Annotated in this window: 23 protein-coding genes and 1 tRNA gene; 12 read left to right on the forward strand and 12 right to left on the reverse strand. The window is 53.3% G+C overall.

Annotation, left to right across the window (positions count from 1 at the left end):
- Nucleotides 1–9: 9 nt before the first annotated feature.
- The 3 genes from ABXG94_RS13110 to ABXG94_RS13120 all read left to right on the forward strand — a co-directional run bounded on the left by ABXG94_RS13110 (nucleotide 10) and on the right by ABXG94_RS13120 (nucleotide 4,972).
- Nucleotides 10–2,238, forward strand: coding sequence for a glycosyltransferase family 2 protein (locus ABXG94_RS13110; RefSeq protein WP_353534825.1), 2,229 nt, complete (start codon nucleotides 10–12; stop codon nucleotides 2,236–2,238).
- A 71-nt stretch (nucleotides 2,239–2,309) separates the two neighbouring features.
- Complete coding sequence (locus ABXG94_RS13115) at nucleotides 2,310–3,308, forward strand: hypothetical protein (protein WP_353534827.1); 999 nt, start codon at nucleotides 2,310–2,312, stop codon at nucleotides 3,306–3,308.
- Nucleotides 3,305–4,972: a class I SAM-dependent methyltransferase gene (locus ABXG94_RS13120; protein WP_353534830.1), complete on the forward strand. Its 1,668-nt coding sequence runs from the start codon at nucleotides 3,305–3,307 to the stop codon at nucleotides 4,970–4,972. Before ABXG94_RS13115 ends, ABXG94_RS13120 begins: the two co-directional genes overlap by 4 nt.
- A gap of 7 nt (nucleotides 4,973–4,979) precedes the next feature.
- Here the strand turns inward: ABXG94_RS13120 and ABXG94_RS13125 are convergent, their stop codons facing one another.
- Both ABXG94_RS13125 and ABXG94_RS13130 read right to left on the reverse strand, forming a co-directional pair.
- Complete coding sequence (locus tag ABXG94_RS13125; RefSeq protein ID WP_353534832.1) at nucleotides 4,980–5,999, reverse strand: LacI family DNA-binding transcriptional regulator; 1,020 nt, start codon at nucleotides 5,997–5,999, stop codon at nucleotides 4,980–4,982.
- A gap of 168 nt (nucleotides 6,000–6,167) precedes the next feature.
- Nucleotides 6,168–7,262: a tyrosine-type recombinase/integrase gene (locus tag ABXG94_RS13130; RefSeq protein WP_353534834.1), complete on the reverse strand. Its 1,095-nt coding sequence runs from the start codon at nucleotides 7,260–7,262 to the stop codon at nucleotides 6,168–6,170.
- A 253-nt stretch (nucleotides 7,263–7,515) separates the two neighbouring features.
- Between ABXG94_RS13130 and ABXG94_RS13135 the strand changes: the two genes are divergently transcribed.
- The 3 genes from ABXG94_RS13135 to ABXG94_RS13145 all read left to right on the forward strand — a co-directional run bounded on the left by ABXG94_RS13135 (nucleotide 7,516) and on the right by ABXG94_RS13145 (nucleotide 9,355).
- Nucleotides 7,516–8,052, forward strand: coding sequence for a helix-turn-helix domain-containing protein (locus ABXG94_RS13135; protein WP_298858632.1), 537 nt, complete (start codon nucleotides 7,516–7,518; stop codon nucleotides 8,050–8,052).
- A 4-nt stretch (nucleotides 8,053–8,056) separates the two neighbouring features.
- The gene (locus ABXG94_RS13140; RefSeq protein ID WP_353534837.1) at nucleotides 8,057–8,353 is read left to right on the forward strand and encodes a hypothetical protein; all 297 of its coding nucleotides are present in this window, start codon (nucleotides 8,057–8,059) and stop codon (nucleotides 8,351–8,353) included.
- 102 nt (nucleotides 8,354–8,455) lie between these two features.
- On the forward strand, nucleotides 8,456–9,355 hold the full coding sequence (locus ABXG94_RS13145) for an HNH endonuclease (RefSeq protein WP_353534840.1): 900 nt from the start codon (nucleotides 8,456–8,458) through the stop codon (nucleotides 9,353–9,355).
- A gap of 45 nt (nucleotides 9,356–9,400) precedes the next feature.
- Here ABXG94_RS13145 and ABXG94_RS13150 read toward each other — a convergent pair whose 3' ends face one another.
- The 3 genes from ABXG94_RS13150 to ABXG94_RS13160 form a co-directional block, all read right to left on the reverse strand.
- Nucleotides 9,401–11,608 carry a KAP family P-loop NTPase fold protein gene (locus ABXG94_RS13150; protein ID WP_353534842.1) on the reverse strand — a complete coding sequence of 736 codons (2,208 nt, stop codon included), beginning with the start codon at nucleotides 11,606–11,608 and terminating at the stop codon, nucleotides 9,401–9,403.
- A gap of 96 nt (nucleotides 11,609–11,704) precedes the next feature.
- Nucleotides 11,705–15,514, reverse strand: a complete 3,810-nt coding sequence (locus ABXG94_RS13155) for an SIR2 family protein (protein WP_353534843.1) — start codon at nucleotides 15,512–15,514, stop codon at nucleotides 11,705–11,707.
- 15 nt (nucleotides 15,515–15,529) lie between these two features.
- Entirely contained in the window at nucleotides 15,530–16,213 is a 684-nt protein-coding gene (locus ABXG94_RS13160; RefSeq protein WP_353534846.1) for an NUDIX hydrolase, read from the reverse strand.
- 168 nt (nucleotides 16,214–16,381) lie between these two features.
- Here ABXG94_RS13160 and ABXG94_RS13165 point away from each other — a divergent pair, with 168 nt between their 5' ends.
- Nucleotides 16,382–16,663 (forward strand): type II toxin-antitoxin system RelE/ParE family toxin, encoded by a 282-nt coding sequence (locus tag ABXG94_RS13165; RefSeq protein WP_353534849.1) that lies wholly within the window; start codon nucleotides 16,382–16,384, stop codon nucleotides 16,661–16,663.
- Nucleotides 16,664–16,675: 12 nt separating this feature from the next.
- Nucleotides 16,676–16,966: a HigA family addiction module antitoxin gene (locus ABXG94_RS13170; RefSeq protein ID WP_353534850.1), complete on the forward strand. Its 291-nt coding sequence runs from the start codon at nucleotides 16,676–16,678 to the stop codon at nucleotides 16,964–16,966.
- 42 nt (nucleotides 16,967–17,008) lie between these two features.
- Here ABXG94_RS13170 and ABXG94_RS13175 read toward each other — a convergent pair whose 3' ends face one another.
- From ABXG94_RS13175 to ABXG94_RS13195, 5 genes are all read right to left on the reverse strand, one after another.
- Nucleotides 17,009–18,220 carry a hypothetical protein gene (locus ABXG94_RS13175; protein ID WP_353534852.1) on the reverse strand — a complete coding sequence of 404 codons (1,212 nt, stop codon included), beginning with the start codon at nucleotides 18,218–18,220 and terminating at the stop codon, nucleotides 17,009–17,011.
- Nucleotides 18,221–18,491: 271 nt separating this feature from the next.
- The gene (locus tag ABXG94_RS13180; protein WP_353534853.1) at nucleotides 18,492–18,794 is read right to left on the reverse strand and encodes a hypothetical protein; all 303 of its coding nucleotides are present in this window, start codon (nucleotides 18,792–18,794) and stop codon (nucleotides 18,492–18,494) included.
- 39 nt (nucleotides 18,795–18,833) lie between these two features.
- On the reverse strand, nucleotides 18,834–19,307 hold the full coding sequence (locus tag ABXG94_RS13185) for a plasmid mobilization protein (RefSeq protein WP_353534855.1): 474 nt from the start codon (nucleotides 19,305–19,307) through the stop codon (nucleotides 18,834–18,836).
- Nucleotides 19,304–20,158 (reverse strand): hypothetical protein, encoded by an 855-nt coding sequence (locus tag ABXG94_RS13190; RefSeq protein WP_353534857.1) that lies wholly within the window; start codon nucleotides 20,156–20,158, stop codon nucleotides 19,304–19,306. The genes ABXG94_RS13185 and ABXG94_RS13190 overlap by 4 nt, the downstream gene beginning before the upstream one ends.
- A 155-nt stretch (nucleotides 20,159–20,313) precedes the next feature.
- A tRNA-Arg gene (locus ABXG94_RS13195) sits at nucleotides 20,314–20,390 on the reverse strand.
- 191 nt (nucleotides 20,391–20,581) lie between these two features.
- Here ABXG94_RS13195 and ABXG94_RS13200 point away from each other — a divergent pair.
- The 3 genes from ABXG94_RS13200 to ABXG94_RS13210 all read left to right on the forward strand — a co-directional run bounded on the left by ABXG94_RS13200 (nucleotide 20,582) and on the right by ABXG94_RS13210 (nucleotide 22,804).
- Complete coding sequence (locus tag ABXG94_RS13200) at nucleotides 20,582–20,893, forward strand: hypothetical protein (protein WP_353534860.1); 312 nt, start codon at nucleotides 20,582–20,584, stop codon at nucleotides 20,891–20,893.
- A gap of 118 nt (nucleotides 20,894–21,011) precedes the next feature.
- Nucleotides 21,012–22,115, forward strand: coding sequence for a chorismate synthase (aroC, locus tag ABXG94_RS13205; RefSeq protein ID WP_353534862.1), 1,104 nt, complete (start codon nucleotides 21,012–21,014; stop codon nucleotides 22,113–22,115).
- Nucleotides 22,115–22,804, forward strand: a complete 690-nt coding sequence (locus ABXG94_RS13210; protein WP_353534863.1) for an HD domain-containing protein — start codon at nucleotides 22,115–22,117, stop codon at nucleotides 22,802–22,804. The genes aroC and ABXG94_RS13210 overlap by 1 nt, the downstream gene beginning before the upstream one ends.
- A 3-nt stretch (nucleotides 22,805–22,807) precedes the next feature.
- Here ABXG94_RS13210 and ABXG94_RS13215 read toward each other — a convergent pair whose 3' ends face one another.
- Nucleotides 22,808–24,310 carry a malonate--CoA ligase gene (locus ABXG94_RS13215; protein WP_353534866.1) on the reverse strand — a complete coding sequence of 501 codons (1,503 nt, stop codon included), beginning with the start codon at nucleotides 24,308–24,310 and terminating at the stop codon, nucleotides 22,808–22,810.
- A gap of 122 nt (nucleotides 24,311–24,432) precedes the next feature.
- Here ABXG94_RS13215 and ABXG94_RS13220 point away from each other — a divergent pair, with 122 nt between their 5' ends.
- A complete protein-coding gene (locus ABXG94_RS13220) occupies nucleotides 24,433–25,356 on the forward strand; it encodes a DMT family transporter (RefSeq protein WP_353534868.1) in 924 nt (307 codons plus the stop codon).
- 85 nt (nucleotides 25,357–25,441) lie between these two features.
- Here ABXG94_RS13220 and ABXG94_RS13225 read toward each other — a convergent pair whose 3' ends face one another.
- The gene (locus tag ABXG94_RS13225) at nucleotides 25,442–26,311 is read right to left on the reverse strand and encodes a branched-chain amino acid aminotransferase (RefSeq protein ID WP_353534870.1); all 870 of its coding nucleotides are present in this window, start codon (nucleotides 26,309–26,311) and stop codon (nucleotides 25,442–25,444) included.
- Nucleotides 26,312–26,404 lie beyond the last annotated feature (93 nt).

Below are 26,404 nucleotides of genomic sequence, written 5' to 3' on the forward strand. Positions count from 1 at the left end.
CATAGGCACATGCAGGTCGCCTTTCATCACATGACACTTGCGCATCAGCGTTTGGGCGATGCCGTGGTTTTAGACGCGGTGTCAGATGGTCAGGCGGCACATCTGTTTTTTGCGGCTGGCACGGACAAAGGCCAGATCACACCGGGGCGCGGCGTTGCTTTTGACACTGTAAAATCGGTTGGCGAGGCTGCGATCATAAAAATGCCTAGCTGCCAGACAGCCCGCATTCGCGTTGCTGGCAGCGGCTATTCAGTTCTGTTTTCGCAGCCTCAGCTGGGTTGGTTGGCGGGCCAGAATGTTGGTTTGGCCATTCGCAATGGGCAATCCGCTGAAATCACTTTGGAGTGGTTGTCCTGGCATGTCAGCCAACAGGGCATGCAGGCGGCCCTGATTGTAGACCGTGCCAAATCGGGCGAGAACAGAGACTATATTGAGGCTCTGAAGCAGGGATGTCAGGCCATATCTGGGCTGCGCACACTGCTGGTTGTGCAGTTTGACACCCCCCTTGGCGCAGCTGACACGCCCGCCGAACAGCACGCCTTTTGTGCGCCGGATGCGCCAGGCAAAGACCGCATGGAAATACCGCCGCCGGATGCTTGGCGGGCACCATTGGGGCAATTGAATGTGTTTGAGCTGCTGCGCGCGCGGTTTCTGCAAAAGTCCCGCGCGGTGGCGCAGCTGGATATCAGTGATCTGGTGATCCAAGATCGGTCAGTGTTTGATCAGGCCACGGAGACCCGCGATGGAGTTGTGACCCTGCTTGGCACGCATTGTTACCCGTGGCGCGTGCGCGACAATGATACCTGTCATTTTGCCGATCACATCTGTTGTCAGTTTGATGCACAAAACCCGCGGCTGCGTTGGTGTGTGGCCCCCGGCAAGACTGGTCCTGATTGCACATGGCGATTTGTACGCATCACCGGGTTGCGGGGCACCGACGCACCACAGGCGAAATTCATGCGCTTTATGGGGCTGCGGCATCCAGTGGACTCTGTGTCCAAAATCGTGCCCAAGACCTCGCTGATTGAAGATCCTGAATTGCTGGATCTGGCGCGCAAGCATTTCAATCATAAGCCGGTGCGCATGCCGCAGCTTAAGGCCCCTAAGGTTGATCCAAGCAAAAATTCGGTCACCATCATCACCACGATGAAAAACGAGGGGCCGTTTATTTTGGAATGGATTGCCTATCATCGAGCGATTGGCGTCGATAATTTCATGGTTTTCACCAATGATTGCACCGATGGCACGGATGATTTTCATGATCTGTTGCAGGCCAAGGGCCTTGTGCAGCATCGCGACAACCCGTTTCAAAACACCGGCCTAAAGCCGCAGCACGCCGCTTTGCAGGCTGGTGAAAAAGAAGACATTATCAAGAATGCAGATTGGGTGATCTGTATGGACGTGGATGAATTCATCAACATCAAGACCGGCGACGGCACGCTTGGGGCGCTGTTTGAAGCGGTGGGCAACGCGAATATGATTTCGCTGACCTGGCGGCTGTTTGGCAATTCTGACATTCATGAATTTCGCGACCAGCCGATTATTGGTGACTATGTTAACTGCGCCCCCGAAATGACTCGCAAGCCGCATCAGGCCTGGGGGTTTAAGACCCTGTTCCGCAATATTGGGCTGTTTAAAAAGCTGGGTGTGCATCGGCCCAAGGGGCTGAACCCGCAATTGTGGGAACACATCAATTGGGTGAACGGTTCTGGTAAACCAATGCCCAAAGAGTTTTTCCGCAATGCTTGGCGGTCAACCCAAGACACAGTGGGTTATGATCTGGTGACATTAAATCACTATGCGGTGCGCTCTGCGGAAAGCTTTTTGGTGAAACGCGATCGCGGCCGGGTGAACCATGTGGACCGCGATCAGGGCCTGGCCTATTGGTTCCGCATGAACCACAACGTGGCCAAAGACCATTCGATACAACGCATGTTACCTGCCCTGCGCGCCGAAATGGATAGGTTGCTGGCTGACCCAGAAATTGCCGCGATGCATGCACGCTGTGTTGCAGCGCATCGCGAAAAGATCGACGCGCTGAAAGCCACCGAAAACTATGCAAAGTTTTACAAGGATCTGACGAGCGAACGCATGCAGCGACTGTCAAAACTGCTGCCGCATTTTGGGGCCAATGTGTTTTTGGCGGGCCCGGATGTGGTGCCAGATGACGTGGCGCTGCAAGATCATGCGCCGAACTATTTCTTTACCGTTGAACGACAGGATGAAACCGCGCATTAGGCACGATTGCGCAAAGACAAACAGAAACAGTGCCTATAGACTGTTTCCAAAACAGGGACAAAGAACAGAGCATGGCGGCACTACCAGAGATCGCAAGCCTTTGGATCGGCGGCAATTTGTCGTGGCTGGAACAACTGTGCCTAAAGTCATTTGCGGATGCGGGGCATCACATCACCCTGTACAGTTATGAGCCCATAGACAACCTGCCCAAAGGGGTACACGCCGGGGACGCCGCAGTGATTTTTCCAGCCGAGCCGATGTATCGGCATGCGGTCACGGGCAGCCCAGCGATTCATGCGGATTTTTGGCGTATGCGGCTATTGCAAACCACAGATAAGCTGTGGGTGGATGCTGATGTGTTGTGTTACCGCGCGTTTGATTACGACCAAGAACATGTGTTTGGCTGGGAAAAGAAAAACCTTGTGTGTAATGCGGTTTTGGGCCTTCCCAAGGACAGTCCCGCTTTGGCAAATATGATGGCCTTTTTTGAGGATCCCTATGCCATTGGTCCCTGGTTAAAAGACCACCAGCAAGCCGAGTTGAGGGCCGAACGCGACGCCGGTCATCCCGTGCATATGACCCAGCAAGACTGGGGCTTTACCGGGCCCAAAGCGGTGTCTTGGTTTTTAAAGCAAAGCGATGAAATCAAACATGCGCAGGATGTCGAAGCGTTTTACGCCAAGAGCTTTAAAGACAGAAACCACTTTATTCTGAGCCGCCACAATCCCGAGGATTATTTCACCCAAAGCACGCGGGGCGTGCATTTGTGGGCGCGCCGCCTAAAGCCGCGGCTGCGCGATGACGAAAATAACAAACCGCGGCGCGGGTCGTTTTTGCACCGGATGCTGGACAAGCACGACATTCGCCCAGCCGATGCGCCGATTCCTCCAAAACAGATGAAATTCTTTGGCTCTGCCCAAGACCCAAGGTTTCGGGCGATGCTGGCAGTAGAGGCCTTGAAAAATGACGAGCCGGTGGCACAGCTGGCAAAAAACAATGGCGTCAGCCCTGCACAAATTCGCGAGTGGCGCTCTCAACTGGTCTCTAATGCGGTGAAGTTGTTTCAATGAACAGAGTAATTCGCTTGCAACGCGGCCCCGGTGCCGACCCGATTGATCCGGGACAGCTGGATTATTCGATGTTCAGCACGCCTGATTTTGTGAACATCATTTTGCAACGGTCTGATGTGCTTAAGGGCGTTAAGGATTCTGGCAAATTGATCAGCCAGTGGTCCTCTGGAGAAAACCGCAAATTGCAGGAAATCGCTGAAGCGGAAAATGTGCAGCTGGCACGGCGGGCCATGGTGGACATTTGTGATGAATTTGACGACTTATCTGGGCATTTGGCGCAATCGCCGCCCAAAAGCATCGCTGATATTGGCTGTGGCTATGCGTTTTTTGATCTGGCAGCAGCGACCCAGTTTGACGCAGATGTGCATCTGATTGATCTGGAAAACAACGACCTGCGTCACTTTGGGTTTAACGAGGCAGGATCTGCCTATTCAGACCTGCAAAAGGCGGTCAAATTCCTGACCAAAAACGGATTGGACAAAACCCGCGTCACTGCGACCAATCCCGACAAGACAGATGTATCATCCCTACCCCAGGTGGATCTTGCAGTCAGTTTTCTGGCCTGCGGTTTTCACTTTCCGGTTGATGCTTATATGCCGTTCTTTGAAACAAATGTGGCCCCGGGTGGCCGCATCATTCTGGATCTGCGCAAGGCCAAGAAAGACCCGCAACTGGCGCTGTTGGAAACTTTGGGGGCTGTCACGATTCTTAGCGAGCGCGGCAATCGTCTGCGTGTGATGGTTCAAAAACCGGCAGCGGAGAACGCGCTGGCGGATCTTAGCAAGTCAGACTGGAAAGCACATCTGACAGACCTGGGCGCGCGCGAAGGGTTTTTTGAAGAGCTGGGGGATCAGCATTCAGCGCTGTTTGTCGACAAAGGTGACACGCTGATTGTAACTTTTGAGAACCTTGATCATGTTTACGATTTCACTGACGACCGCATGCCCTGGGGCTATGGGTTTGTGACGGGGCGTGGCTGGTCGATGCTGGGCATGATGGCGCATGACTGGACATGGTATCGCGACGAAACGGTGTTCGATTTCTTTGATCGTTTGCGCGACGAAGGCTTTTTCGACCGGTTCAAAAAGGTGGTGTTTTATGGCGCGTCGATGGGCGGATATGCGGCGGCGGCCTTTAGCGCTGCAGCCCCCGGATCGACGGTTATTCTGATTTCACCGCAAGCGACGCTTGATCGCGAAACCGCCCCTTGGGAGCACCGGTATCTGAAAGCCTGGCGGCGCAGCTTTAACACCCGCTATGGCTATGCGCCTGACATGGTGAAGACCGCTGAAAAGGTGTTTTTGTTTTTTGACCCGCGGATGCCGCAGGACGCGATGCACGCGACTTTGTTTCGCGGGGACAATATCCAGCGTTATCGTTGCCGGTTCTTTGGCCACCGCATGGCGTCGCTTTGGGTGCAAATGGGCGTTTTAAAAGAGGTGATAGATCGTTGCCTGGACGGCACATTGCGCCCGGCAAATTTCTATGCGCTGATGCGCAAGCGGCGGGACACCGGGCGGTTTTTACGTGAATTTCTGGACACGCTGGAAAAAGTCGGAAACGCCAACCGCATCGCTTGGTTTTGCGAAGCGGTTCTTAATCGGCGGCGCGGCCCTAAATTTCGGCAGGCCTTGAATGCCGTCAAATCCAAGCGCCAAAAATAATGCCGGGCTAGCGGCGCTTTAGCGTGTCGCCAAAGGCGATTTTCGGGCTGAGTTCAACGAAAGTCTCGCAATCTTCGTTGCGCACCCGCGCTGCTATAATCTCGGCGGCTTTGCGCCCTGATTCCTTGCGACAGGCATCCATGCTGGCCAATTTGCGCGGCAAACCCTGCAGCAATTCAACCCCATTGAACCCGGCAAGCCCCACCTGACCCGGCACATCAATGCCCTGGTCCAGCAGATACAAAAGCCCACCTGCGCCGATCATATCGTTGGAATAATACAAAAAATCCAACTCTGGTGAGCGTTCAAGAATGGTTTGCGTCATCTCGCGGCCTTTGGCCAGCGCAGAGCCACCTGAATAGAACTCTTGGTCTTGCACCTCGACCCCACCTTTGGCCAGCGCCTCGGTAAAACCCTCAAACCGTTTGCGCGCCCGGTGATCCAAAGGCATTTTCGTGCCCAAGAAACCAATGTTTTCATAGCCAGCTTTCAAGATCGCCTTGGCCATTTCGCGCCCGGCGCGTCGGTGGGAAATACCCACAGCCGCATCAACTGGTTTGCCATCAACATCCATGATTTCGACCACAGGAATGCCCGCCGCCCGCATCATCGCCTTGGCTGCGTCTGTGTGTTCAAGACCCGCAATGATCACCCCAGAAGGCCGCCAAGACAGCATCTCGTAGAGCACCTTTTCTTCTTTTTCGGGCAGGTAATCTGTCACACCGACAACCGGTTGCAGTTCGGTGTTTTCAAGCACTTCGCTGATGCCGCTAAGGACTTCGGGAAAAACCATATTGGACAAGGAGGGAATAATCACCGCAACCAGATTGACTCTTTGGCTGGCCAGGGCACCGGCGATTTTATTGGGCACATAGCCAAGCTCTTTGGCGGCCTTTAGAACCCGTTGGCGGGTGGCTTCGGAGACATCCCCGCGATTGCGCAGCACACGGCTGACTGTCATTTCAGAAACGCCAGATGCTTCGGAAACATCGCGCAGGGTAAGCGAACGGTTGTCGTCTGAGGCCACGAAAATTCTTCCTTTGAAAAGTTAACTTCATGTTAGCGCTTTGAATCCGCCTTATTCAAGCAGTCTGTGTTGCTTTGCACGACAATGCGGGCATTCAGAACAACAATTGGCGACCCCGGCAGGATTCGAACCTGCAACCTGCCCCTTAGGAGGGAACGGTTCATAGCGTTATTCCTTCTTTGATTTCTGTTGTTTGGGTGTTTGTACAGGGTCTTCCTGTACATGGTTTGTACGAAAACGGGCTCTAACATCGGCCTCATCCGTCTCTGCATGGGCATAAATGCGCATAGGTAAGTTTGGATCTGACCAGCGCCCAGCCTTGGCCGCTGTGACTGGATCGACCCCTTGCCGAACTACCAACTCAGTGAAGAACCCATGCCGCCCTGCGGGGTGCGCTGACAGATACTGGATGCCTGCACGCTTGCAGATGGTCTTCCATCGCGTGTTGTAGCCAGTCGAGCTTCCATAGCCGAACACACGCGGCTTCATGAACTTGCCAGTCTTGCGGTTCTTGGGCCGCTTCGCTGGCAATGCCAGCAACTCGTCCATCATCTGCGGCGAGACAGTAATCCAGCTCTCTGGATGCCCCTTCTGCGCTTTCACCCTAACCTTGTTCTCGGCGGGCCTCAGATCGTCAGGCTCCAATGAGATAGCCTGATCAATCCGCGCCGCCGTCTCGAACATGAACCGCACCAACGCGGCGTTGTAAGGATCGGCTGCCCTACAAAACGCTTCGATCCACTCCTTGTCCGCTGGGGTTCGTTCCACCCTGCTGAGCTTACCGCGCCGCCTGTCCTGTGCAATCCGTTCAAACTTGTCATAGGGCTTCACCCGTATCAGTGGCGTGCCTTCCAACTCATGGGCGTTGTTGATCACCGCGCTCGCTGGCGTCACGATCTCGCGCCACCATGTGTCAGTAGACGCACTTGGCTTCAGCTTGGGTCCGAGCCCCTTCAAGAGTGCACCAGAGATTGCGCCTAAGGGCATTTCGCCTATTTCTTCGACAATAGGGATCAACTGCTTCGCGGTCTTCGGGGACGCGTTATAGAGCATGATAGCATCAGAGAAGGACTTGCTCGACTCGTCGCCAACCACATAACGGCGTATCTGAAGCTCGGTTTCACGGGCTACCCAGTCCCGTGCGCCTGCTTCTGTAGTCGATTTAGTGCTGTCTCGGTATGTACGTGTGAACGGTCGGCCGTTGTATTCAATCTTGCCGTAGGCGTAATAGTAGCGCCCCCTCTTGTAGATTTGGAGCGGCATGACTGACCTCCTTCAAAAATGATATCGAGTTGTGCAGGCGTGATGAGCATAGTTCGCCCGACGCGATAAAACGCTCCCGTTTCGTTGGCTCGTTCGCGCAACGTGCGTTCTGAAATTTCGATCCCAAGATTGGCCATGATTTGGACCCATTGAGCAGGCGTCTTGCCAAGTTCCAGAATTTTCGAGCTGTCTGATTTTTCAATTTCTGCCATTTCATTCGTCCTTGTCCGCTAGGTGTGAATAGGTGTGCCGCATGGAATCGCTTGTTCAGCACCATCTGACGTGTTCAGATGGGAATAACCGTAATAGTTCGTCATTTTTTGCGATATTCGCGAAAAAAGACGAAGTCGTCAATTGGAAATCGAAGATGGCGCAAAAACATGCTGATTTGTTTGCTGCTATGGGTGCGCGTCTGACCATTGCACGCAGTGAAGTTGGCATTTCGCAGGCCGCAATGGCGGAGGCTATCGGCGTCTCCCCACGCGCGTATCATAGCTACGAGAAAGGCCAGCGCGGCATTCCAGTGGAAGCCCTGATAGCAATGGGCGAACGGTTTGAAGTCGATGTGCCTTGGCTATTGCTAGGGACAAACGCCATCAGAGCCGGACACGACTTCAACGCACTCAAAGAGATTGAAAGCTCGCTGGATCAGCACCTCAACGCACAGGGTATCAAGATTAAAAGCGAAAAACGCGGGGCAATCGTCGCGCGCTGGTACGAGTCACACGTCAAGGGTCGTGAAGTAACGGATGACGACGTTCACACATGGATCGAGCTTGTTAGGGAGTAGAGAAATGAAGAAACCGAGCAAAAACTGGAAGCGTATCCGTCGGGCGGCTTTGGAGCGTGCGCAACGAACCGCAATCGATCCGCTGTCGCCGCTATACAACATATATTCGGGCGTCTGTGCCTTGTATCTCGCGGGCTTTCTTCATTTCAAATTCTTCGACTACGGCACCGATTTCAGTTGGTTCACGGCATGCCTAATCATCTGTGTTGCCGTGGCGGGCGCTCTTGTTCCAGTGCTAACAGGCTCAGTTCTTACCTTGCATTTCGCGAGCAAGAGATTGGAGCGTTTGATTGCTGAGTGACCAAAGCACAAAGTGCTGTTTTACAGCTCTTCGGACATGCGGGAAACTTTCCAATACGATTAAGACTTGGCTCCAGCTTGTCTGCCGGGGAGGCCAATTCGCGTGACGTTTGGAGTGTTCATTCACCGGACGGACTCAGTATACGATGACGTCCCATCGGAACGATACCAGTTCCCAAAAAAATACCTGACGCGTGTGCAGCAGTGTCAAGGCGACTGGATCGTCTACCTTGAACCCACCAAGGTGAAAAACACCAAAGGCTACTTTGCTGTCGCCAAGGTTAAAGATATTATCGCAGACCCCCGCAGAGCTGATATGTATTTGGCTATCATCGAACCCGGGACCTATCTCGACTTTGGCGATCCGGTTCCATTCCGCGATATTGACGGCATCGTCGAGCAAGGCGTCTTGAACGATCTTGGAAACATTTCCGGCCGTGCCCAGGCTGCAGTACGGCCACTTTCGGCAGAGGATTTCGCCCGGATCGTGGAGCGCGGGCTTCAGCAAGACGATGATTTTCTGCCTCGCGTCGATCAGATCAACCAGATTGGTGGCTTCCAAGATCCACAGATACCCTTTCAGCATCTCGCAGCACGGGAGCGTGTCGACCGATTGACAAACCGCGCAGTGCGCGACCGCAACTTCAGAAAGAGTGTTCTTCGCGCTTATGGCGAACGTTGCGCGATTACAGGGCTGCGCCTGATCAATGGTGGTGGACGTGCCGAGGTTGAGGCCGCACACATCAGGCCTGTCGAGCGTGACGGACCCGATATCGTGAGCAATGGGCTAGCATTATCTGGAACTGCACACTGGATGTTTGATCGTGGCCTAGTGGGGCTGGCCGATGATCTTTCCATTTTAGTGTCAAGGCAAAGCAATGACCTAGAAGCCGTGACAGCGATGATCAATTCCTCGGGAAAGCTCTTGGTACCTGAACGTCCAGCCAACCGGCCGAGAACCGAGTTTGTAGCTTGGCACCGAGAAAATTGCTTTAAACACTAACTGCCAAACACTGCCTTCTTTGAGATGTCCGAATTGCCGTTCCGCTCAATGTCTGGATTGGCTAATTGCCAACTGAAGTTCCGCGACTTGATCAGCAAACTTACCGTCCTTCAGGTCATCCAAGCGCTTAGCTGTGTCATCCCAATCGAGAAATCTTTCAACAGTCTCTTTGGACAGCGGATAATAGACTTTGTCACTCATAGACCAGCCTCTGAGATGGTTCAGTATGCTGAGAAACCCCTCGTCGGTTTCGCTGTATTCTCGAACCCAGTCGATGGCTTGATCATCTTCAGTTATGTTTAGCCAACCATATAGGTAGGCTGAAATGTCAGGCAGATTTGGTATCAGTTCTTTTGTGGCTTGTTCGCTGACGCGCGCTTTTAAGATTTCTATGGCTTCATTCAGAACCTCGTCCGAAATTTCCCATTGGTCCGGACTATCTGCTTCATTGCCGACTTTCCCGTGGCGAAACAGTTGGCTTCTAAAAAACTTGCCGACTAACCAATTTATGGCCTGTCCTTCCCTTGCTATCTGTCGGACCGTCTCAGCCTGTGTTTCCGGGTTCAGACCGTGCAATCGCATTAGGCAACTCTTGATAACCATGTTCGCAATGCCATCAAGTGAAAGAGAAAACGCGCGCTGCTCACCGTCTTCTGCCATCGCGGCGTCCATCATTCCGGACAGCGCTTTTACAATCCCAACAAGCTGAGCTTCATCCAGCCCTGCTATGCACTCGTCATCTAGTCGGTTCAGCACATGCTCGAACCACGTCTTGCCTGAGCTACGGCGCTTCATAACTTCTTCGGTAAGGCGTATAGTCAACTGTACGACATTTGCCCGCGCCAACGCCAGGAGACCATTAAAATCGTCGTCTGGCATAACTGTCTTTGGACCAGTGAGCGCAAAATAAAATCGATAGTGCAATGGGCTACCGAGCCTTTTGAGCGTGATAGCTTCGGAAACAGCGGCCGAATTCATCGTGTTAAAAACTCGCTTTTCTGCCTCTTCCACATCAGCTACGCCCGGAATGAAGCGACTCAAACTCCAGATCGAACGTCCAGAGTCAGGGCCCTTGGAAGGCAAGAGCGTCTTTAACTGTTCACCCATTTTGGCCTTTTCATCACTTGCAACCGTTGCATCTCCAGTTACCAATACTGAGCGCACTGAAAGATACACCTCAAGCCATTGATATAGTTTGTAATTGGTGGTTTTGATCAAGTGTAGGCGGCAAAAATCTGGGAAATATACATCGTCTTTGACCTGTGGGAACACAAAGCGAATGCTGTTCAAAGCAAGTTTGACTTCGCGTGGTGTAGACAGCCCCATTCCTTCTCGGTCAACGGCTGAGCCTAAATCATTGAGTAGCTCGCCATCAGCGTCAGTCCCCATGACTTCAGCATAGATGGCTTTTGCTTCATCTCGAAATTGGGTGCGAAGATCAAATGGCTCTGGAAGCGGGATATTGAAGGTGAGTTGCACGATTTTCTGAAGGAAAAGATCACCGTCTGCAACTTTGAGGCCGGTCTTTAGGGCCTGAGCCAAGACTTCGCGATCATAACACATCAGGTAAGCAACCCGTGGAAAGTCAGCGACGGAACGAACCAGCCGAACAACCTCAACTGCTTGCTCGGGTTCAAGGCGATCTAGATCATCGAGAATAACAACAAACCCGACATCCAGCTCTTGGATTTTTTGCGCAATTTTTTGCTTTAGTTCGGATGGTGTTGGTCCACTAGGCATCAACTGATCTGCCGCATTTCCAACGGCTCCTAATGCATCTCCAACCAACTGGCCGCCGGGGATGAAGTACCCGGCAACATTCGCAACTGACGCGATCCTGCGGGCCGTCTTTGGACCGTAGTCCCGTAGAAGCTTGCCGACTTCGGCAATCTGTTCCTTCGCTGCATTTTGCTGCTCGCCGCCAGCTGCAGCGATTTCGTCTTCTTTGGTCTTTAGTATTGCAGTCATCGGTTCCAGCAATGACGCGACCATCGACGAGGTATCCCCATTCAGCCACGGCGCGATTGTAATGGTATGAATTCCTTCGTTTTCCGCTGCGACGAGTTCGGTACGTAAAAAGTTCAAAAGTGAAGTCTTTCCCGAACCCCAACGGCCTTCCAAACCGATTACCATCCCATCACCCTTTGATGCCTCAACGATCGATGGAGCGAGTCTTTTTGCCATGCCAACAAAACCGAATTGATCCTCAGCTTCGTTTTCCAGTGCTCGGTCTGAATCCAATACTGTTGTCATTGTGTCTTCCAATCCAAAGAATAAAAATTTCTAAAAACAATAGGTTAAACCATACCTTGCAGATGACCCCAAAACTCTTGCGCGCTTCCCAATCTGCTACGTCTTTTCGGTCAGTTCTAACAAACGAATAAAGCGTGGGTCTCCAACCAAGCTATCGTCAGCATCCGCCACCAGATTTAGGATTTGCCTGAGTTCGTATGGAGGGGACTCTGCAGAATTCGGAATTATCATGTGTAGCATGTCCAGGACTTCTATCGGATGGTCCGATGTAATCGGTCGTTCGCCGCCGACCTCACGAGTGAAGCGATAGAGCCAATGGCTTTCTCCCTCGATTGGAACCAAGTGCAACTTCACGGCTTCGTAGACTTCTGGGAAGTTCTCTCCTGTATCGTCAAGTAAACCGATCCAAGATGTTACCGACGAACTAGTTCTGAATGCCTTTTCTCTGGGCCAAACTTCTTTGATGAATGGCGCTACAAGTTCTGACCAACCATTCTCGTTGCCCTTTCCAACCTGACCTAGCCAAAAGATCACGTTTTGCCGAGTTTCATTGGACATATTACGAAGAACATCTCTTGCTTCGCTGGTTGTCAGACCGTCTTTCTCGTCTCGACGAAACACCGCCATCCATATCAACCAAGTCGCGGCCACCTTCGCTAGGTCGCGATCCCATCCAAAGTCATAGATTCGTGGGAACAAATCCAGGAGTAGGCTTTTGATTGTGGTCCGGATTTTCGGATTTGGTGTATTGCCTCTTGCCAGGAAGCCGTTCCAAGCAGGTTCGGCAGCAGTATGTTCGAAGGCCAATAGCGGCAAAAGTCTGCTACTGGTCCAGTCCGGATCAATGAAGTCATACCAAGGAATGTCCCGAGCTAAAATCGCGACGGCATGATCGCTCCCCTCGCCAGGTGATGCCATCAATCGCTCCAAACGGGTTTTGTATTCTAGAGGAATGAATGAGCCTTCTTCTGGCTTTGAGTTTACTAGACTCTTGACCACTCCCTCAGTCAATTCACCGATTGGTCCGTTTATTGCGTAGCCGTAGGTGCGCCTGGATGGATTGATGATCTCTCCGCCGATCCGCGTTTCCCCTATGCCGCTCACTGTTGCAGCACCAGTGGCATCAGAGATTAGCGCCGTCGCACACTGATCGAATACCTCCCAAGCGAGATTGCGGTCCAGCTCAAGATACTCTGGCAGCTTATTGCGAAGCCAATCCCCGATAGTGTACCTTAATTCTCTGAGAAAAGAGTGTGGCAACCTTGCGATCCTATGCAGCATAAGCTTGGTCAAACGTGCTGAGGCATCGTCTGGCCAATCTCGGATAAGGGATGACCAAAACGTCTCTGTGAATTGCCCAAGCTTGCTCTTGGCTGTTAGAGCGGCAATCGCTCTGCGCGGATCAGCCTTGACCAGGCCGGTGAAGGGCCGTTTTTCAGTTAGGAAGTCGTCAAAGTCGCGCTTCAGATCGTTTGTTGCAGTATCGATGATCTCCGACACTGGCAGATCGGCAACCGCCGCTGGGTTGTCATCAGTCACGACCATCCCGCCTTTTGTCCCATGTCGGGTGGTTGTTCCCATTACCCACTCATCAGACCAATCTGTGGACAACTCAGCAAGTTCGTCCAATTGCTTGGCTTGCTTGGTTGGCCAAGCACATCCTTGAGCTTGCAACCATCTCCCACGCCGAAGGATCATCCGAGACATCAGTGGGCTGAACTCTTCTTCGGATAGGTGTCCGGGATTTTCAAAACCTGCGAGAATGCGTGTCGAAACTTCCACCTGCTGTTCCTCCGAGAACTCGGCCCATCGATCAGCAATCAAGAACATTAGCTCTCGCTGACATTCTTCTCGCCAAAAAGATCTGGCGTCGACCTTCTCGATAAGATGATATGCTTCTTCAATGCCAAACAACTGAGTTTGGTTGGCGGCATAGAAGCAAAAATTCCTGAAGAAGAATTTATCATCAGTTGGCCATGTCCGCGAAAGCGCAGCTGCCGCTGCGGGATCGTAAGCTGTGAGCCGATCAAACAAACCAATGAATAGGCGAACATCGTGATAGAAATTTTGGTATTGGTCGTCGCCGTCCACGTCTCTTTCTGGATAGCAAGTAGGCGTCTGAAAGTAAGTCGTGCCGATTTCTGCCAAAATGCCTGACGTTTCTAAAAGACCCTGTTGCAAAGCGTTCAGGACGGGAAAAAGTGCTTCATCAGGCACATCCAACTCTTCACCGTGACGCTCGGGGAATGTCACTTCAAGGTTGGTGATCTCATGTAATTCTACGTCTTTCCATTCAGATTGCGGCGGCTTTGACGCTGACAACCCAGTCGGAATACTGCATTTGATCATCGGCTTGGTGGTTGCAGCGAATTCGCGAAGAACGGAAGTTGTCCAACCTTCTTTTGAAACTCTGTCTTTCAAATCGTACCAGCCCTCGTTCCAAGCTCTCTGACGGGGGTCGGACTGGTGCTCGACAATAAAGTTCCATACCGTACGGGCCTTTGTAGGCAGGGTGGTATTGTCTCTGAGATGCCACCGAATGGTGTCTAGAACCCGAGGGTGGAGCCCATTTTGACGAGCGGCCCACCATGCCATTGCAGGTCTGTCCAAGGACTTACCTATCCAGTTGTTAAACTGAAATAGACGAGAGGGTATGTCTTCACGCCCTTCAACTTGTCTTCCACCTAGCCGGTGGGCCGTACTCGGATTGGTGTCGTTACGGTTCCACTCCAAGAGGTTCTCATGAACTCTATGGGTCAGCCGCCCTGTTTCTTTCGGGCGCTCTGGATCGTCGTCTAGGCCATAGTGTTCAAGAGGGTCAAATGTTTCAGCATCATCGCCATATCCGCTGCTTGGTTTGGCAGCTCTGGAACCCGCGTCGAGTATACAGATCCATTCGGGGTGCGGCTTTGGACTGGCAGACTGAAAGGACTTTGCTCCGGCTGTAGTCCGAAGTAGATGCGCAACTTGACCGCGCTCGAAGGGAAGAAGTGTTTTGGGATCACTGCCGGTCTTTGAAATTACATCGTCACGCCACCTTCGAGGATCATCTGCTCGTTGCGCCCAAGCTTCAAGGGTTTCCCAGAGAACATCATGCTCCGGATAAGCGATAGGCGTAACGCCTCTGTCTCTCCATTTGGCTTCGATTTGTTCAGGAATTCCGCGATCGAATGCATAAAGGTTGGTTCGATCGGACCGACCATCATGGTTCAACCCTTGCAGCAGGTATTTAATCGGCGGGTCTTCAGCCTGATAGCCGACCAGCACCACAGTGTACTCAGCTAAGAGGTCCCGAACAAACTGGGTTGCCCACCCCTCCGCAAGATAGGCACGGCCAAAGTCTGCGCTGCTAAGTACAAAGGGGTACTGGTATGTCGATGCGTCTGGGAGGCGACCATGTAGGTAGCTGATACCGGTTATAGGCATCCCAAGTGACAAGTTTGGAAGAGCAGGAGGAACGTGCTTGATTACCCCTTGATACCCAGTCTCGAAAAGCGTGTCGAAGTTCGTTGTAACAATCTGGGGGTTGCCGTGCATATCGGATGAGATTCGCCGAACTATGCCATGCTCCGTTGACGGTTCAGTTATAACAATGGGTTGGGCAAGGCGCTCAGCAACCAATCGGTTCACTTCATCTCGGCCATATTCTTGTTGCAACAGATTAAATATCTGGTCGAGAGGAATTGCCCTAGACTTTCGGCCCTCGAGCCAAGGTGAAAACCCGTCCATAATCAGCGAGGAACTTGGAGGATCAAATGTTTCGACGACGTGTTTAGTTAAGCCAAAGAAGTCAGGCATCCCAGAATTGAATGATACGCCTGCCCCACAAAGGAACACGACTCGCCCCGCGTCGCGACGATCTAGCAGGATGTCGGGTATCGACGGCGAATTTTTAGAGAAACGCATTTCGTGACTCCTTTCTTAGAGTCGAGTGTAAAGCTCAGCGGGGCGAAAGGCGGAAGCTTCCTCTCGCTGCCCGGTCGCTTTGATTATGTTTCGGTCAAGAAGTTTTCGACGGAATGCGGGCTTGGTTAACTTTCGCCCTAAGATTGCCTCATAGACCTCTTGGGCCTGACGGAGTGTGAAAAGCTGTGGCAGTAATTCCAAAGCAATGTTGGTGTATTCGAGCTTGCCCCGTAGACGCTTAACCACATCTCCGAGAATTGCGGAGTGATCAAAAGCCAGCTTCAATTCACTTCCATCCGTTCCGATAGCAGATGCCAGCCCGTCAGCTTCTCCGGCCCAGTCAGTCTGAACTATTGCAAGCTCTAAAGTCGCCGATTTTTCAACTGCTGCTAAAAGGTCGCTCGATGGCATGAGAGCAAGGTGAGTGACGCTCACGACCCGTTCACGTGGGTCTCGTTCTATCGCCCCATAGGTGAACAGCTGCTCGAGATATGCCGGCCCAATTCCCACCTTTTCTCGAAGTACTCGCTGGGCAGTCGCGTGAATTTCTTCGTCTATTCTAACATAGCCGCCGGGTAGTGCCCATTTGCCTCCAACTTTTTCCGCGTCTGCGCGCAACATTAAAAGGCAGTTCAGATAGCCTTCTGAAACAGTGATTAGAGCCAAGTCAACTGCAAGGGCTGGTTTTGGGTATGACATCGTACGCTCCTAATTACCGCAGTAGTTATATCTATATTGATAATAAGTAAAGTACTTTTTTCCCGCCTTTCTCCTTGGTAGCGGTTGGACCTTCCGGCAGATGTCCTTACCGTACTTGAATTAGTATCACGCCTTGACACAAGTATCGCACAGTGATACACATATCAAATGATCCAAAGCACCAAGGGAAAACTCGCTGCCAGTGCTGTGAGAGGCAAATATGGAAAAGGCTTCCCAGGTGACTTGGTGAAACGCACGCGGGCAATGCTCTCGGCGCTGGATGCTGCGGTTGTTGTGGAAGATGTACGGTTTCCACCCGGCAACCACTTAGAAGAACTGAAAGGTGATCGGGCAGGACAACATTCCGTGCGGATCAATGGACAATGGCGCATCTGCTTTGTCTGGACGCCGAACGGCCCTGCTGATGTCGAGATTGTCGATTACCATTGAGAGGATACGCTGATGAGCCTGCTTGAAGAACCAATGCACCCCGGTGAAGTCTTGAAGGAGCTTTACCTCGATCCTCTGGACATGGGGGCAATCGCGTTTGCGCGGCGTCTGGGTGTGCCTCGGACGCGGATCGAGCGGTTGATCAAGGGCACTACTGGGATCACGCCTGACACGGCTCTGCGCCTCGCTCGTGTGTTCAATACGACCCCGGCCTATTGGGTGAACTTGCAGACGAACTACGACATGGCGCTGGCCGCGAAGGAGATCGACGTTTCTGGCATTGAACCGCTCGTTGCCGCGTAGCAGTTTCAATTGCGCATTACAAAGATGAACTTTTTCCCAAGATCAAAAGTCGATCCTATCCATCTTCCTTCCAACACCAAAGCCTGGGATATAAACCGAGCCGTACCTGTCGAAAACTCCATTATCGGCCGCTATCCATTTCAATACTTCAGTCGAAAAACGCTCGGTTCCGCCTATTGCGTCATCCAGAATGTCCTGGCTCACCGGCTGGTTTTTTAGACCAAGGTTCTGGACAGCGAATAAGCGCTCGATTGGGCTAGGGTGTGTCTTGGACACTGAAAAATTTGGGAAGTCGCTCCGGTGCTCTCCAGCTAGTTGCAGCGTGTAGAAAGACAGAAACACTTGCTGGGCTGCCCAAGCCAGTTTTCCCGCGCGAAACGCATTAACCCCAGCACCGCAAATGGCCCCTGCATCTGCATCAAACTCTAAGTTATGTGCAAAACTGATTTCGTCTTCACATTCAGCTGCGGCGACATCCAAGTGGCCTAGACGATAGTGGGAAAATTCGTGACCGAAGGTGAACTGCATCATCCACCCGACGTCCGAAAGGACTTCTGATCTGACAGAAGCAGGCAAGTTCTCACGAGGGTCAAGTTCGAAGTCCAAACTCTCGACACCTGCCATGATGCGAAGGGAAATTAAAAAAGCATGCGCTCTCTGCTCTCGCGACAACCCGTAAAATCTTCCCAGGTTCGCAAGTGCCGTAAAGTAGAAGAAGTAGTGAAGGCTGTCAGATACCATCACCACATCACCAACGAGCGATTTAAGGCAAATTCCATTTGGTTGCGGTAAGGGCGCTCGACCATACGCAAGATTTGAAAACGTGCGCCTCGTCCTTTTGGGAAGAGCTGAAATGTACGATCGTCCATCTTTATTTAGGGTGTTATAGTATGAAGTCAGGCTCCAAATGCGCCCTCGCTTTTGCCACTCATCCTTAGCTGCAAGGATTTTTCGGAGTTCTCTTGGCTGGTCAGCAATTGCGTCGGCTTGCTTTTTCAGCAGGTAATCGTCAGCACTCTTGATCTCAAGAACGCGCAAAGCCTCTTTTGATGTGCAAAATGGAAGGTAGAAATGAGCCTCTTGTGGGAGGTTGTCGTCATTTTTAGCGAAGCCCAATAAGTGTAAGCTGCCATCCGGTGTATCCAGAATTACACCTCTATGTGCTTTTCGAGCACCAGGCTGCTTTAGAAACTCTTCAAACATTTCAGTTTCAGTCCGAGTAATGTTCGAATCCTCGATTTTTCCTTTTAACAATTGCTCTCCTTGCCGGCCGCATAGCCTAAGTCAACGACCCTCAACTCCACGTTTCAGCATTTACTACGCTAGTTCGAAGGTCAAATCGTTAGTGTGCTCACACCTAATATGCCCGTTTTAATGGGGTCCCAAATTTTCCAGCTGGCATGCTCGATTTGGCCTGTAAATGGGGATGATAGAATGTACGGTTAATGACTCCCATTTTCTTCAACGCCTCCCTCAACGTTCCCTCAATGCGTCAGCCCTCGGTCCATCTCGACCTCCCGCTCTTCTAGCTCTGTCTCAACCTCACTTCGGCGGCCTTCACTAATTTCAAGCTGGTCTCTAGTTGCGTGCGCAGCCTCCCGTAGTTCGATCCCTCGCTCAACAAGCCGTGCAACGCAGCCACGGACGCCACTTGCGATTGAATGAGCACCGACACGCAGGCGGCCAATCCATCCATCTGGCTCTGCATCTTGTTCGTCGAGCGCGCTTCCAAGCCGTTTAATTCCTTTGCTGAGACCTCGCAAGCCGTCACCAACCGCTCGACGCAGGCGAGCAAGTCGCGTTCCAAGGCTGTCAGGGGTGTCGTCATCTAATCCTCCTCGATCTTGATGCAGATCAGTGACCTGCATCAAGATCGGCGCGCGGCCTCGACGATCTGGGCAAGTTGGCGTTCGATGGTCAGCAAACGGCGGGCAACGGTGAGCGCGTCGAGGTCAGTGTGGCCCGCCAGCATCGCGCGGTTCAGCCAGCGGGCGATCTGATTGAGGTTGCCGCCGATGCGCCCGACAGCAAGCACCAGCGCTGGATCAACGCGGGGGATGGGCTTGCGACGGCGAGCCTCGGTCAGGCCAAGCGCCTCGCGCAGCAAGGTCGCGGCGGGCAGGCCAGCCGCCTCAGCCTTGGCGCGCAACTGGGCCTTCTCTGCCGCTGTGCACCGAAAGACGAACGTCTCGGCCAGTGGCTCTTTGGTGCGGGCCTTTCCCGCGCCGGTAGGGTTCGAAGGGGAGGCTTGCCGCCCCTCGCAAGGTCCCGTGTCAGCAGCGCCAGCGTATGACATGGGTCGCCTTGCTGTTTGCTCTTTGGTGGGATCGGTAGCGGTCATGATCTGAGGCCTGCGGCTTGGATTTGGGCCTGCGTCACAAGCTTTGAGGCAAGCAACGCCGTAACTTGGGTGCCCGTGATGTGTGTGCACATTGGACTGCGGTCACTGATCCAACAGGCCAGCCGCGCGTGGTGGTCCGCCGTCAACGCTGCCGCCTTTTCTCGGTCTTCCGCTTGCTTTTCAACATAGGCCAGCCAGCGCCGCGTCTGAAACCAGTTGTCGGAAAAACAGACCTTAGAGCGGGTGAAACCTGCGCTCTCGGTGGCGTAGGCTTGGACCGCCTGCCGCAAGTCCGCCGGTGCGATCCCTTCCTTCATGGCCTCTTCGATCTGGGCAACGCAGGCCGCTTTGCCGCGCAATCGGTCGACCGGGTAAGCCTCCAAAATCTTCTCAGCCTCTTTATCCGCCGCTGCCTCGCGCCTGCGCGTAGGTGGTTTATGGATGGTTTTAGGATGGTTTGGGGGCCGTGGTGGCCCCGGTACCCCGGCCACAGTGGCCCCCGTTCCGGGTCCAGTCTGGACGGGGGCCACTGTGGACCCCGTCTGAATCTCGGGTTCTAACGTCGGATCCAACGCCTCGACCTTGGTCAGATCGATGCGGTAAACGACAGTGAACCCGTTCTTGCACGTCCGTGCGCCGGTCTCGACCAGGATGCCTTCTTTCAGGAACTCACGCACGGTTCGCTTGACTGTGGTCTCGCCCAGCTCGGTATGCCGTTGGATCGTCCCCTTAGAACACCAGATACCAGAACCGTCATCACTCGCCTTGTCAGCCAGAAACATGATGATCTGCTTGCGCGTTGCGCTGCCAAACTTCCGTTCCGCGCATGTGTTTGCGACCCGCCAACTCATCGGATGGCCCCAAAGTGCGCAAAGACGTGCGAAATTTGTACAGGTTTTGTACGAGATTTCCGTCGTTTCAGCAGAATTCGGTGCGAAAGCTCACGGGACTTTCTGCAAGCGTCTGCACAAAGTACTGTAAATAAGCCATATTTTATAGGTGTTTTTGGTGACCCCGATTGGATTCGAACCAATAACCTGCCCCTTAGGAGGGGGCTGCTCTATCCAGTTGAGCCACGGGGCCGTTAACGCCCTGAGTAAAACAATATTGCGCTGATTTCAAAGCGGTTTTGCAAAAATGTCTGGGGCACGGAAACGCAGGGGGTGGGTGCCAAAAGCGTGAAGCGATTTCACTGGTCGCGCCCTAGCAATCGCGTATATGGGCCCCCAATTCTTAGAGATGCCGAGGGGCACAGTTTTGAGAAAGGAAACAGAATGAGACGCCTTGGAATAACTTCCATGGGCGGCGCGATGATCGCTTTGGCGACCAGTCTCTCCCTGACCGCACCAGCGGCCGCCCATACTGCAGACCAATATTTAGATACCATGCTGGAAATTGCCGGCGTGGATATCGTCAGCCAATCCCGATCTGGTCACGATTTGGACCAGCGATTGGATTTACCAAGTGAAATGCCGATTTGGCGTTATTTGTATCACGGCACACCGGAATTCGCCTTGCGCGATGTGACTGTTTTTGGCCCTGCTTGGGTTCCGCCAGTTGACGCAGTGGTTGTCAGGCCAAACTGATGTGGCACCGCCGCAATAGATGACCCTATAACGCCGCCCAATCGAGGCGGCGTTTGCGTTCTGGGTCTTTCCCCTGTGGCGCTTTGGCGCTAAGGGTTTTTCAAACAGGAGCATGCCCATGTCAGTCAATAGTTTTGGACACCTCTTCCGCGTGACAACGTGGGGTGAAAGCCATGGTCCGGCCCTTGGGGCCACCGTGGATGGTTGCCCACCCAATGTGCCGATTGAAGCAGAGATGCTGCAGCAGTGGCTCGACAAACGTCGCCCCGGCCAGAACAAAAACACCACCCAACGCAATGAACCAGATGCGGTGAAGATCCTGTCGGGTGTGTTTGACGGGAAATCCACCGGCACGCCGATACAGTTGATGATCGAAAACACCGATCAGCGCAGCCGCGATTATGGCGAGATTTCGCAGACCTTCCGGCCGGGCCATGCGGATATCACCTATCATCAGAAATACGGCAATCGCGATTATCGCGGTGGTGGCCGGTCTTCGGCGCGCGAAACCGCGGCGCGTGTGGCTGCGGGTGGCGTGGCGCGCGAGGCGATCAAAGCCTTGGTGCCGGGTCTGGAGATCAAAGGCTATATGACCCGCATGGGGGACGTCACGGTTGATCGCGAAAGCTTTGACTGGGACGCCATTGAACAAAATGATTTCTGGATTCCCAATGGTGCCGACAAGGCGCAGGAATGGGAAGACTATCTGCAGGCCCTGCGCAAAGCGCATGATTCCGTTGGGGCGGAGATCGAAGTGGTGGCCCGCGGCGTTCCGCCCGGAATCGGCGCGCCGGTTTATGGCAAACTCGACACGGATTTGGCGGCTGCGATGATGTCTATCAACGCTGTCAAAGGGGTGGAGATTGGCGAAGGCATGGCCGCAGCCATGCTCAAAGGCACTGAAAACGCCGATGAAATCTATATGGGTGAAAACGGCCCGATCTATTCCAGCAACCATGCCGGCGGTATTCTGGGTGGCATCTCGACGGGTCAGGATGTGGTGGTGCGATTTGCTGTGAAACCGACGTCGTCTATTCTGTCGCCGCGCAACTCTATTCGCATTGACGGCTCCCCGATTGAAGTGGTGACAAAAGGCCGACACGATCCCTGTGTTGGCATTCGCGCCGTGCCCGTGGCCGAAGCTATGATGGCCTGTGTTATTCTGGATCACTTGTTGCTGCACCGTGGCCAAATCGGTGAGAACCAAGGCAAAATCGGCTGATGAAAGATCTAAAGGCGCAGCTGCGCAACATTATCAAACGCGAGATGGAACAAGATCCGGCGCATGACATCGCGCATCTGGATCGGGTTTGGTCAAACGCCCGCCGGATTGCCGAGGACGAAGGCACAGCAAACCTGAATGTGCTGATGGCCGCTGCGTATTTTCATGATCTGGTAAACTTGCCCAAAGACGCGCCTAATCGTGCCGAAGCCTCGGTTTTGTCTGCGCGCAAAGTGGCCCCTATTTTGGCTGACATCGGGTTTAGTGACGCCGAGATCAAGGCCACGCAACACGCCATCGCTGCCCATAGCTATTCCGCAGGAATCCCCCCCAAAAGCCCCGAGGCCGAAATCTTGCGCGACGCTGACCGGCTGGATGCATTGGGTGCGATTGGCATCGCGCGCACCTTTATGGTTGGGGCCACAATGGGCCGCCCCTTGGCGGACCCAAACGACCCTTTCGCCGCAGATCGCCCTTTGGATGATCAGCAATGGTCCATCGACCATTGGCACCTAAAGCTGCTGCAATTGCCCAACGAAATGCTCACGGCCAAGGGGCGTAAAATCGCTCGCAAACGCGCCCGTTTGATGTTGGCCTATTTGGTGCAATTGTCTAAAGAAATGGATACGGAACTGCCGGATCACTGGTCTGATCTGTTGAAATGGGGCGACGCAAAGGCCGCTGAGTAACCCTTACCCAAACAGGTCTGCGTAGGTCTCGCGCAGCGCTTTCTTTTGCACCTTGCCCATCGTATTGCGTGGCAGTTGGTCGACCAATATGATCTGCTTTGGGCGTTTGAAGTTGGCGAGTTGGTCTTGCAGCGCCGCCGCGATATCATCCGGCGTTACCTGTTTGGAATTGGCCACAACCAAGGCCACAACCGCTTCGCCAAAATCGGGATGCGCCACGCCAATCACCGCACTTTCAATGACACCCGGCAGGTCGTCAATCAGGCTTTCAACCTCTTTTGGATAAACGTTAAATCCGCCGGTGATCACCAGATCTTTAGCGCGACCAACGATGGTCACATAGCCGTCGCTGTCAAACTTTGCCAGATCGCCCGTGATGAACCAACCATCGGGCAACAGCTCTTCGGCGGTTTTTTCCGGCATTTGCCAATAGCCTTGAAAGACATTTGCCCCCCGCACCCACAACACGCCGATATCACCGATTGCAACTTCTGAACCGTCCTTCATGATCTTGGCTTCTACCCCAGGCAAAGGAAAACCAACCGTGCCCGCACGCCTTTCGCCCTCATAGGGGTTTGAGGTGCTCATATTGGTTTCGGTCATGCCGTAGCGTTCCAAAATACGGTGCCCGGTGCGCTGCTGCCATTGTTCATGGGTATCCACCAGCAGAGGTGCAGAACCTGAAATGAACAGGCGCATGTTCTGCGCCAAATCCCTATTCAGACGCGGGTCAGCCAATAAGCGGGTATAAAAGGTGGGCACGCCCATCAAAGCGGTTGCGGTTGGCATTGCCTCTAGAATGGCGTCGGCGTCAAAACGGGCCAGAAAATGCACTGACGCGCCAGACAAAAGCGCCACATTGGTGGCGACAAACAATCCGTGGGTGTGAAAGATGGGCAGGGCGTGGATCAGCACATCTGAGTTGGTGAACTGCCAATAATCGCGCAGCATTTCAGAATTAGACGCCAAATTGTCATGGCTAAGCATGGCACCTTTGCTGCGACCGGTGGTGCCCGATGTATAGAGAATTGCCGCAAGATCGCTGCCGGCGCGCGCCACAGGTTCAAACCCTGAAAAACCCTTGGCCAGGGTCGTCAAACTTCCGGCCCCTTCTGCATCCAAGGTCAGGATCTGGGCGGTTCGGGCGACTGCGGCCAAGGCCGCTTGACGCGTGGGATCACAGACCAGAATCCGAGGCGCGGCATCATCCAGAAAATAGGCGATCTCTGCGGTTGTATAGGCAGTGTTTAGGGGTAAAAAGATGCCGCCCGCCATAACGGTTCCAAGATACAGTTGAATGGCCTCGATGGTTTTTTCGACCTGCACCGCTACACGGTCACCTGGCGCAACCCCTTGAGACACCAATGCAGCCGCGATTTTTTCGGCCCCTTGAAACAGCTCTGCAAAACGCATGTCGGCGCGTCCGGGAGTTTTGGCGAAAACCGCAGTATCTTGATCAAGGCTGGCGGCACGCAGACGCGCAATCAGGGTGTTTTGGTGATACATATGCGCCTCCGGTTTCAGCGGTTGCACACTTTGGTGATCCCGTGCGACAAAGCAAGGGTACAAACGGCCCAAGCTGCGCATTATCGCAGAAAAATTGCGCCTTATGAAAAAGCGAGCCCCTAATGAACCCGACCCGCGGCATTTTGCTGAAGACGTTTGCGCTTTTTTTGTTCTCGATCATGGCGTCGCTGATCAAGGCCTCTGCGCCGCATGTGCCCCCTTGGGAAGCGGTTTTCTTTCGGTCGTTTTTTGCCATGCCGGTGATCATCATCTGGCTGCTTTATCGTAAAGAGCTGCACAGAGGGTTAAAGGTTAAAAGCCCGATGGGACATTTCTGGCGTGGGTTTATTGGCACATCAGCCATGGCGCTTGGCTTTGCAGGGCTTGGCATTTTACCCTTTCCCGAAGTGACCGCCATTGGCTTTACCTCGCCTTTGCTGATCGTCATATTTGCAGCGATGTTTTTGGGCGAACAGGTGCGCATATTCCGACTTTCTGCGCTGGCTGTTGGTATGGTCGGTGTCGGTATTATTCTGTATCCACGGCTTACGGTTTTTGACAGCGGTGGCACAGAAACACTTTTGCTGTTGGGCGCGTTGCTGACATTAGGATCCGCAGTGTTTCGGGCGCTCGCGCAGATCCATATTCGACGCATGGTGCAGACCGAACAGACCTCGGCCATTGTCTTTTACTTTGCGTTGACGGCCACTGGGCTGTCGTTGCTTACTCTGCCTTTGGGCTGGGTGATTCCGACCAATCAGGAATTGGTGTTTCTTATTCTGGCAGGATTGATTGGCGGCGTCGCACAGATATTCCTGACCTCTAGCTATCGGTTTGCTGAGGCCGGTTTGCTGGCACCTTTTGACTATGTATCTATGATTTTTGCGATTTTAATTGGGTTTTTCGTGTTCAGCGAAGTGCCAACCAGTGCGACTTTGGCTGGGTCTGGTCTGATCATCGCGGCTGGCATCCTGATCATCTGGCGCGAAAGCAAACTGGGCTTGCAGCGCGGCAAAGCCCGCCCGAATATGACGCCGCAGGGCTAGAGGCAGCCGACATCGGCAAAGGGTCACCCAAATGCAAAACGCGGAGCCAAAGCCCCGCGTTTCTTAGCTGCCTTTTTGTGCAGTCTTAAACGCGCACCAGCGCCTCATAGCTTTCTGCAACATCGCGTGTGATGTCACCGACTTCGAATTTATAATCGCCAATCTGCCCCACCGGCGTGACTTCGGCGGCGGTGCCGGTCAGCCAGCACTGTTCGAAATCAGCCAGTTCTTCGGGCATGATATGGCGTTCAATCACCTTGATGCCTTTGTCTTTTAACATCTGGATGATGGTCTGACGGGTGATGCCATTCAGGATGGCGTCGGGAATAGGCGTGTGGACTTCGCCGTCTTTTACGAAAAACACGTTGGCCCCGGTCGCCTCTGCCACATAACCACGGAAATCCATGAACAACGCATCAGAGCAGCCTTTGGCCTCGGCCTGATGCTTGGACATGGTGCAGATCATGTAAAGACCTGCGGCCTTGGCTGCGGTCGGGATGGTTTCCGGGCTTGGGCGCTTCCATTTTGCAATGTCGAGCTTTGCGCCCTTCATTTTGGCATCGCCATAATAGGCACCCCATTCCCACACGGCCACAGCCATGCGCACCGGGTTTTTGGAAGAGGCCACACCCATGTCTTCGCCTGCACCGCGCCAAGCCACAACGCGCACATAGGCGTCGGTTAGGCCATTGGCTTTTAGCGCGTCATATTTGGCTTTTTCGATTTCTTCGACGGTGTATGGGATCGGCATATCCAGCAGTTCGCCAGATTTCAGCAGGCGTTCAGAGTGTAATTCACTTTTGAAGATCTTGCCGTTATAGGCGCGTTCGCCTTCAAAGACCGAACTTGCATAATGCAGCGCGTGGGTGAGGATATGCACATTCGCATCCCGCCATTCGACCAATTTGCCATCAAGCCAGATTTTGCCGTCGCGATCATCGTATGCGCCCGCCATAGTGCATCCCTTTTCGTTTTCTAAATGTCATATGTTGCGCAGGTTAAGGCCGTTTCGGGCATATTATTACGCAAAAACTGCGTTTCGCTACCA

The sequence above is a fragment of the Cognatishimia sp. WU-CL00825 genome (assembly GCF_040364665.1).
Taxonomy (GTDB): Bacteria; Pseudomonadota; Alphaproteobacteria; order Rhodobacterales; family Rhodobacteraceae; genus Cognatishimia.

What these genes read in the sequence shown, in the direction of transcription:
- ABXG94_RS13110 (WP_353534825.1), top strand. Translation starts at nt 10, where the DNA reads ATGCAGGTCGCCTTTCATCACATGACACTTGCGCATCAGCGTTTGGGC.
- ABXG94_RS13115 (WP_353534827.1), top strand. Translation starts at nt 2,310, where the DNA reads ATGGCGGCACTACCAGAGATCGCAAGCCTTTGGATCGGCGGCAATTTG.
- ABXG94_RS13120 (WP_353534830.1), top strand. Translation starts at nt 3,305, where the DNA reads ATGAACAGAGTAATTCGCTTGCAACGCGGCCCCGGTGCCGACCCGATT.
- ABXG94_RS13130 (WP_353534834.1), bottom strand. Translation starts at nt 7,262, where the DNA reads ATGCCGCTCCAAATCTACAAGAGGGGGCGCTACTATTACGCCTACGGC.
- ABXG94_RS13135 (WP_298858632.1), top strand. Translation starts at nt 7,516, where the DNA reads ATGGAATCGCTTGTTCAGCACCATCTGACGTGTTCAGATGGGAATAAC.
- ABXG94_RS13140 (WP_353534837.1), top strand. Translation starts at nt 8,057, where the DNA reads ATGAAGAAACCGAGCAAAAACTGGAAGCGTATCCGTCGGGCGGCTTTG.
- ABXG94_RS13150 (WP_353534842.1), bottom strand. Translation starts at nt 11,608, where the DNA reads ATGACAACAGTATTGGATTCAGACCGAGCACTGGAAAACGAAGCTGAG.
- ABXG94_RS13155 (WP_353534843.1), bottom strand. Translation starts at nt 15,514, where the DNA reads ATGCGTTTCTCTAAAAATTCGCCGTCGATACCCGACATCCTGCTAGAT.
- ABXG94_RS13160 (WP_353534846.1), bottom strand. Translation starts at nt 16,213, where the DNA reads ATGTCATACCCAAAACCAGCCCTTGCAGTTGACTTGGCTCTAATCACT.
- ABXG94_RS13165 (WP_353534849.1), top strand. Translation starts at nt 16,382, where the DNA reads ATGATCCAAAGCACCAAGGGAAAACTCGCTGCCAGTGCTGTGAGAGGC.
- ABXG94_RS13170 (WP_353534850.1), top strand. Translation starts at nt 16,676, where the DNA reads ATGAGCCTGCTTGAAGAACCAATGCACCCCGGTGAAGTCTTGAAGGAG.
- ABXG94_RS13180 (WP_353534853.1), bottom strand. Translation starts at nt 18,794, where the DNA reads ATGACGACACCCCTGACAGCCTTGGAACGCGACTTGCTCGCCTGCGTC.
- ABXG94_RS13185 (WP_353534855.1), bottom strand. Translation starts at nt 19,307, where the DNA reads ATGACCGCTACCGATCCCACCAAAGAGCAAACAGCAAGGCGACCCATG.
- ABXG94_RS13190 (WP_353534857.1), bottom strand. Translation starts at nt 20,158, where the DNA reads ATGAGTTGGCGGGTCGCAAACACATGCGCGGAACGGAAGTTTGGCAGC.
- ABXG94_RS13200 (WP_353534860.1), top strand. Translation starts at nt 20,582, where the DNA reads ATGAGACGCCTTGGAATAACTTCCATGGGCGGCGCGATGATCGCTTTG.
- aroC (WP_353534862.1), top strand. Translation starts at nt 21,012, where the DNA reads ATGTCAGTCAATAGTTTTGGACACCTCTTCCGCGTGACAACGTGGGGT.
- ABXG94_RS13210 (WP_353534863.1), top strand. Translation starts at nt 22,115, where the DNA reads ATGAAAGATCTAAAGGCGCAGCTGCGCAACATTATCAAACGCGAGATG.
- ABXG94_RS13215 (WP_353534866.1), bottom strand. Translation starts at nt 24,310, where the DNA reads ATGTATCACCAAAACACCCTGATTGCGCGTCTGCGTGCCGCCAGCCTT.
- ABXG94_RS13220 (WP_353534868.1), top strand. Translation starts at nt 24,433, where the DNA reads ATGAACCCGACCCGCGGCATTTTGCTGAAGACGTTTGCGCTTTTTTTG.
- ABXG94_RS13225 (WP_353534870.1), bottom strand. Translation starts at nt 26,311, where the DNA reads ATGGCGGGCGCATACGATGATCGCGACGGCAAAATCTGGCTTGATGGC.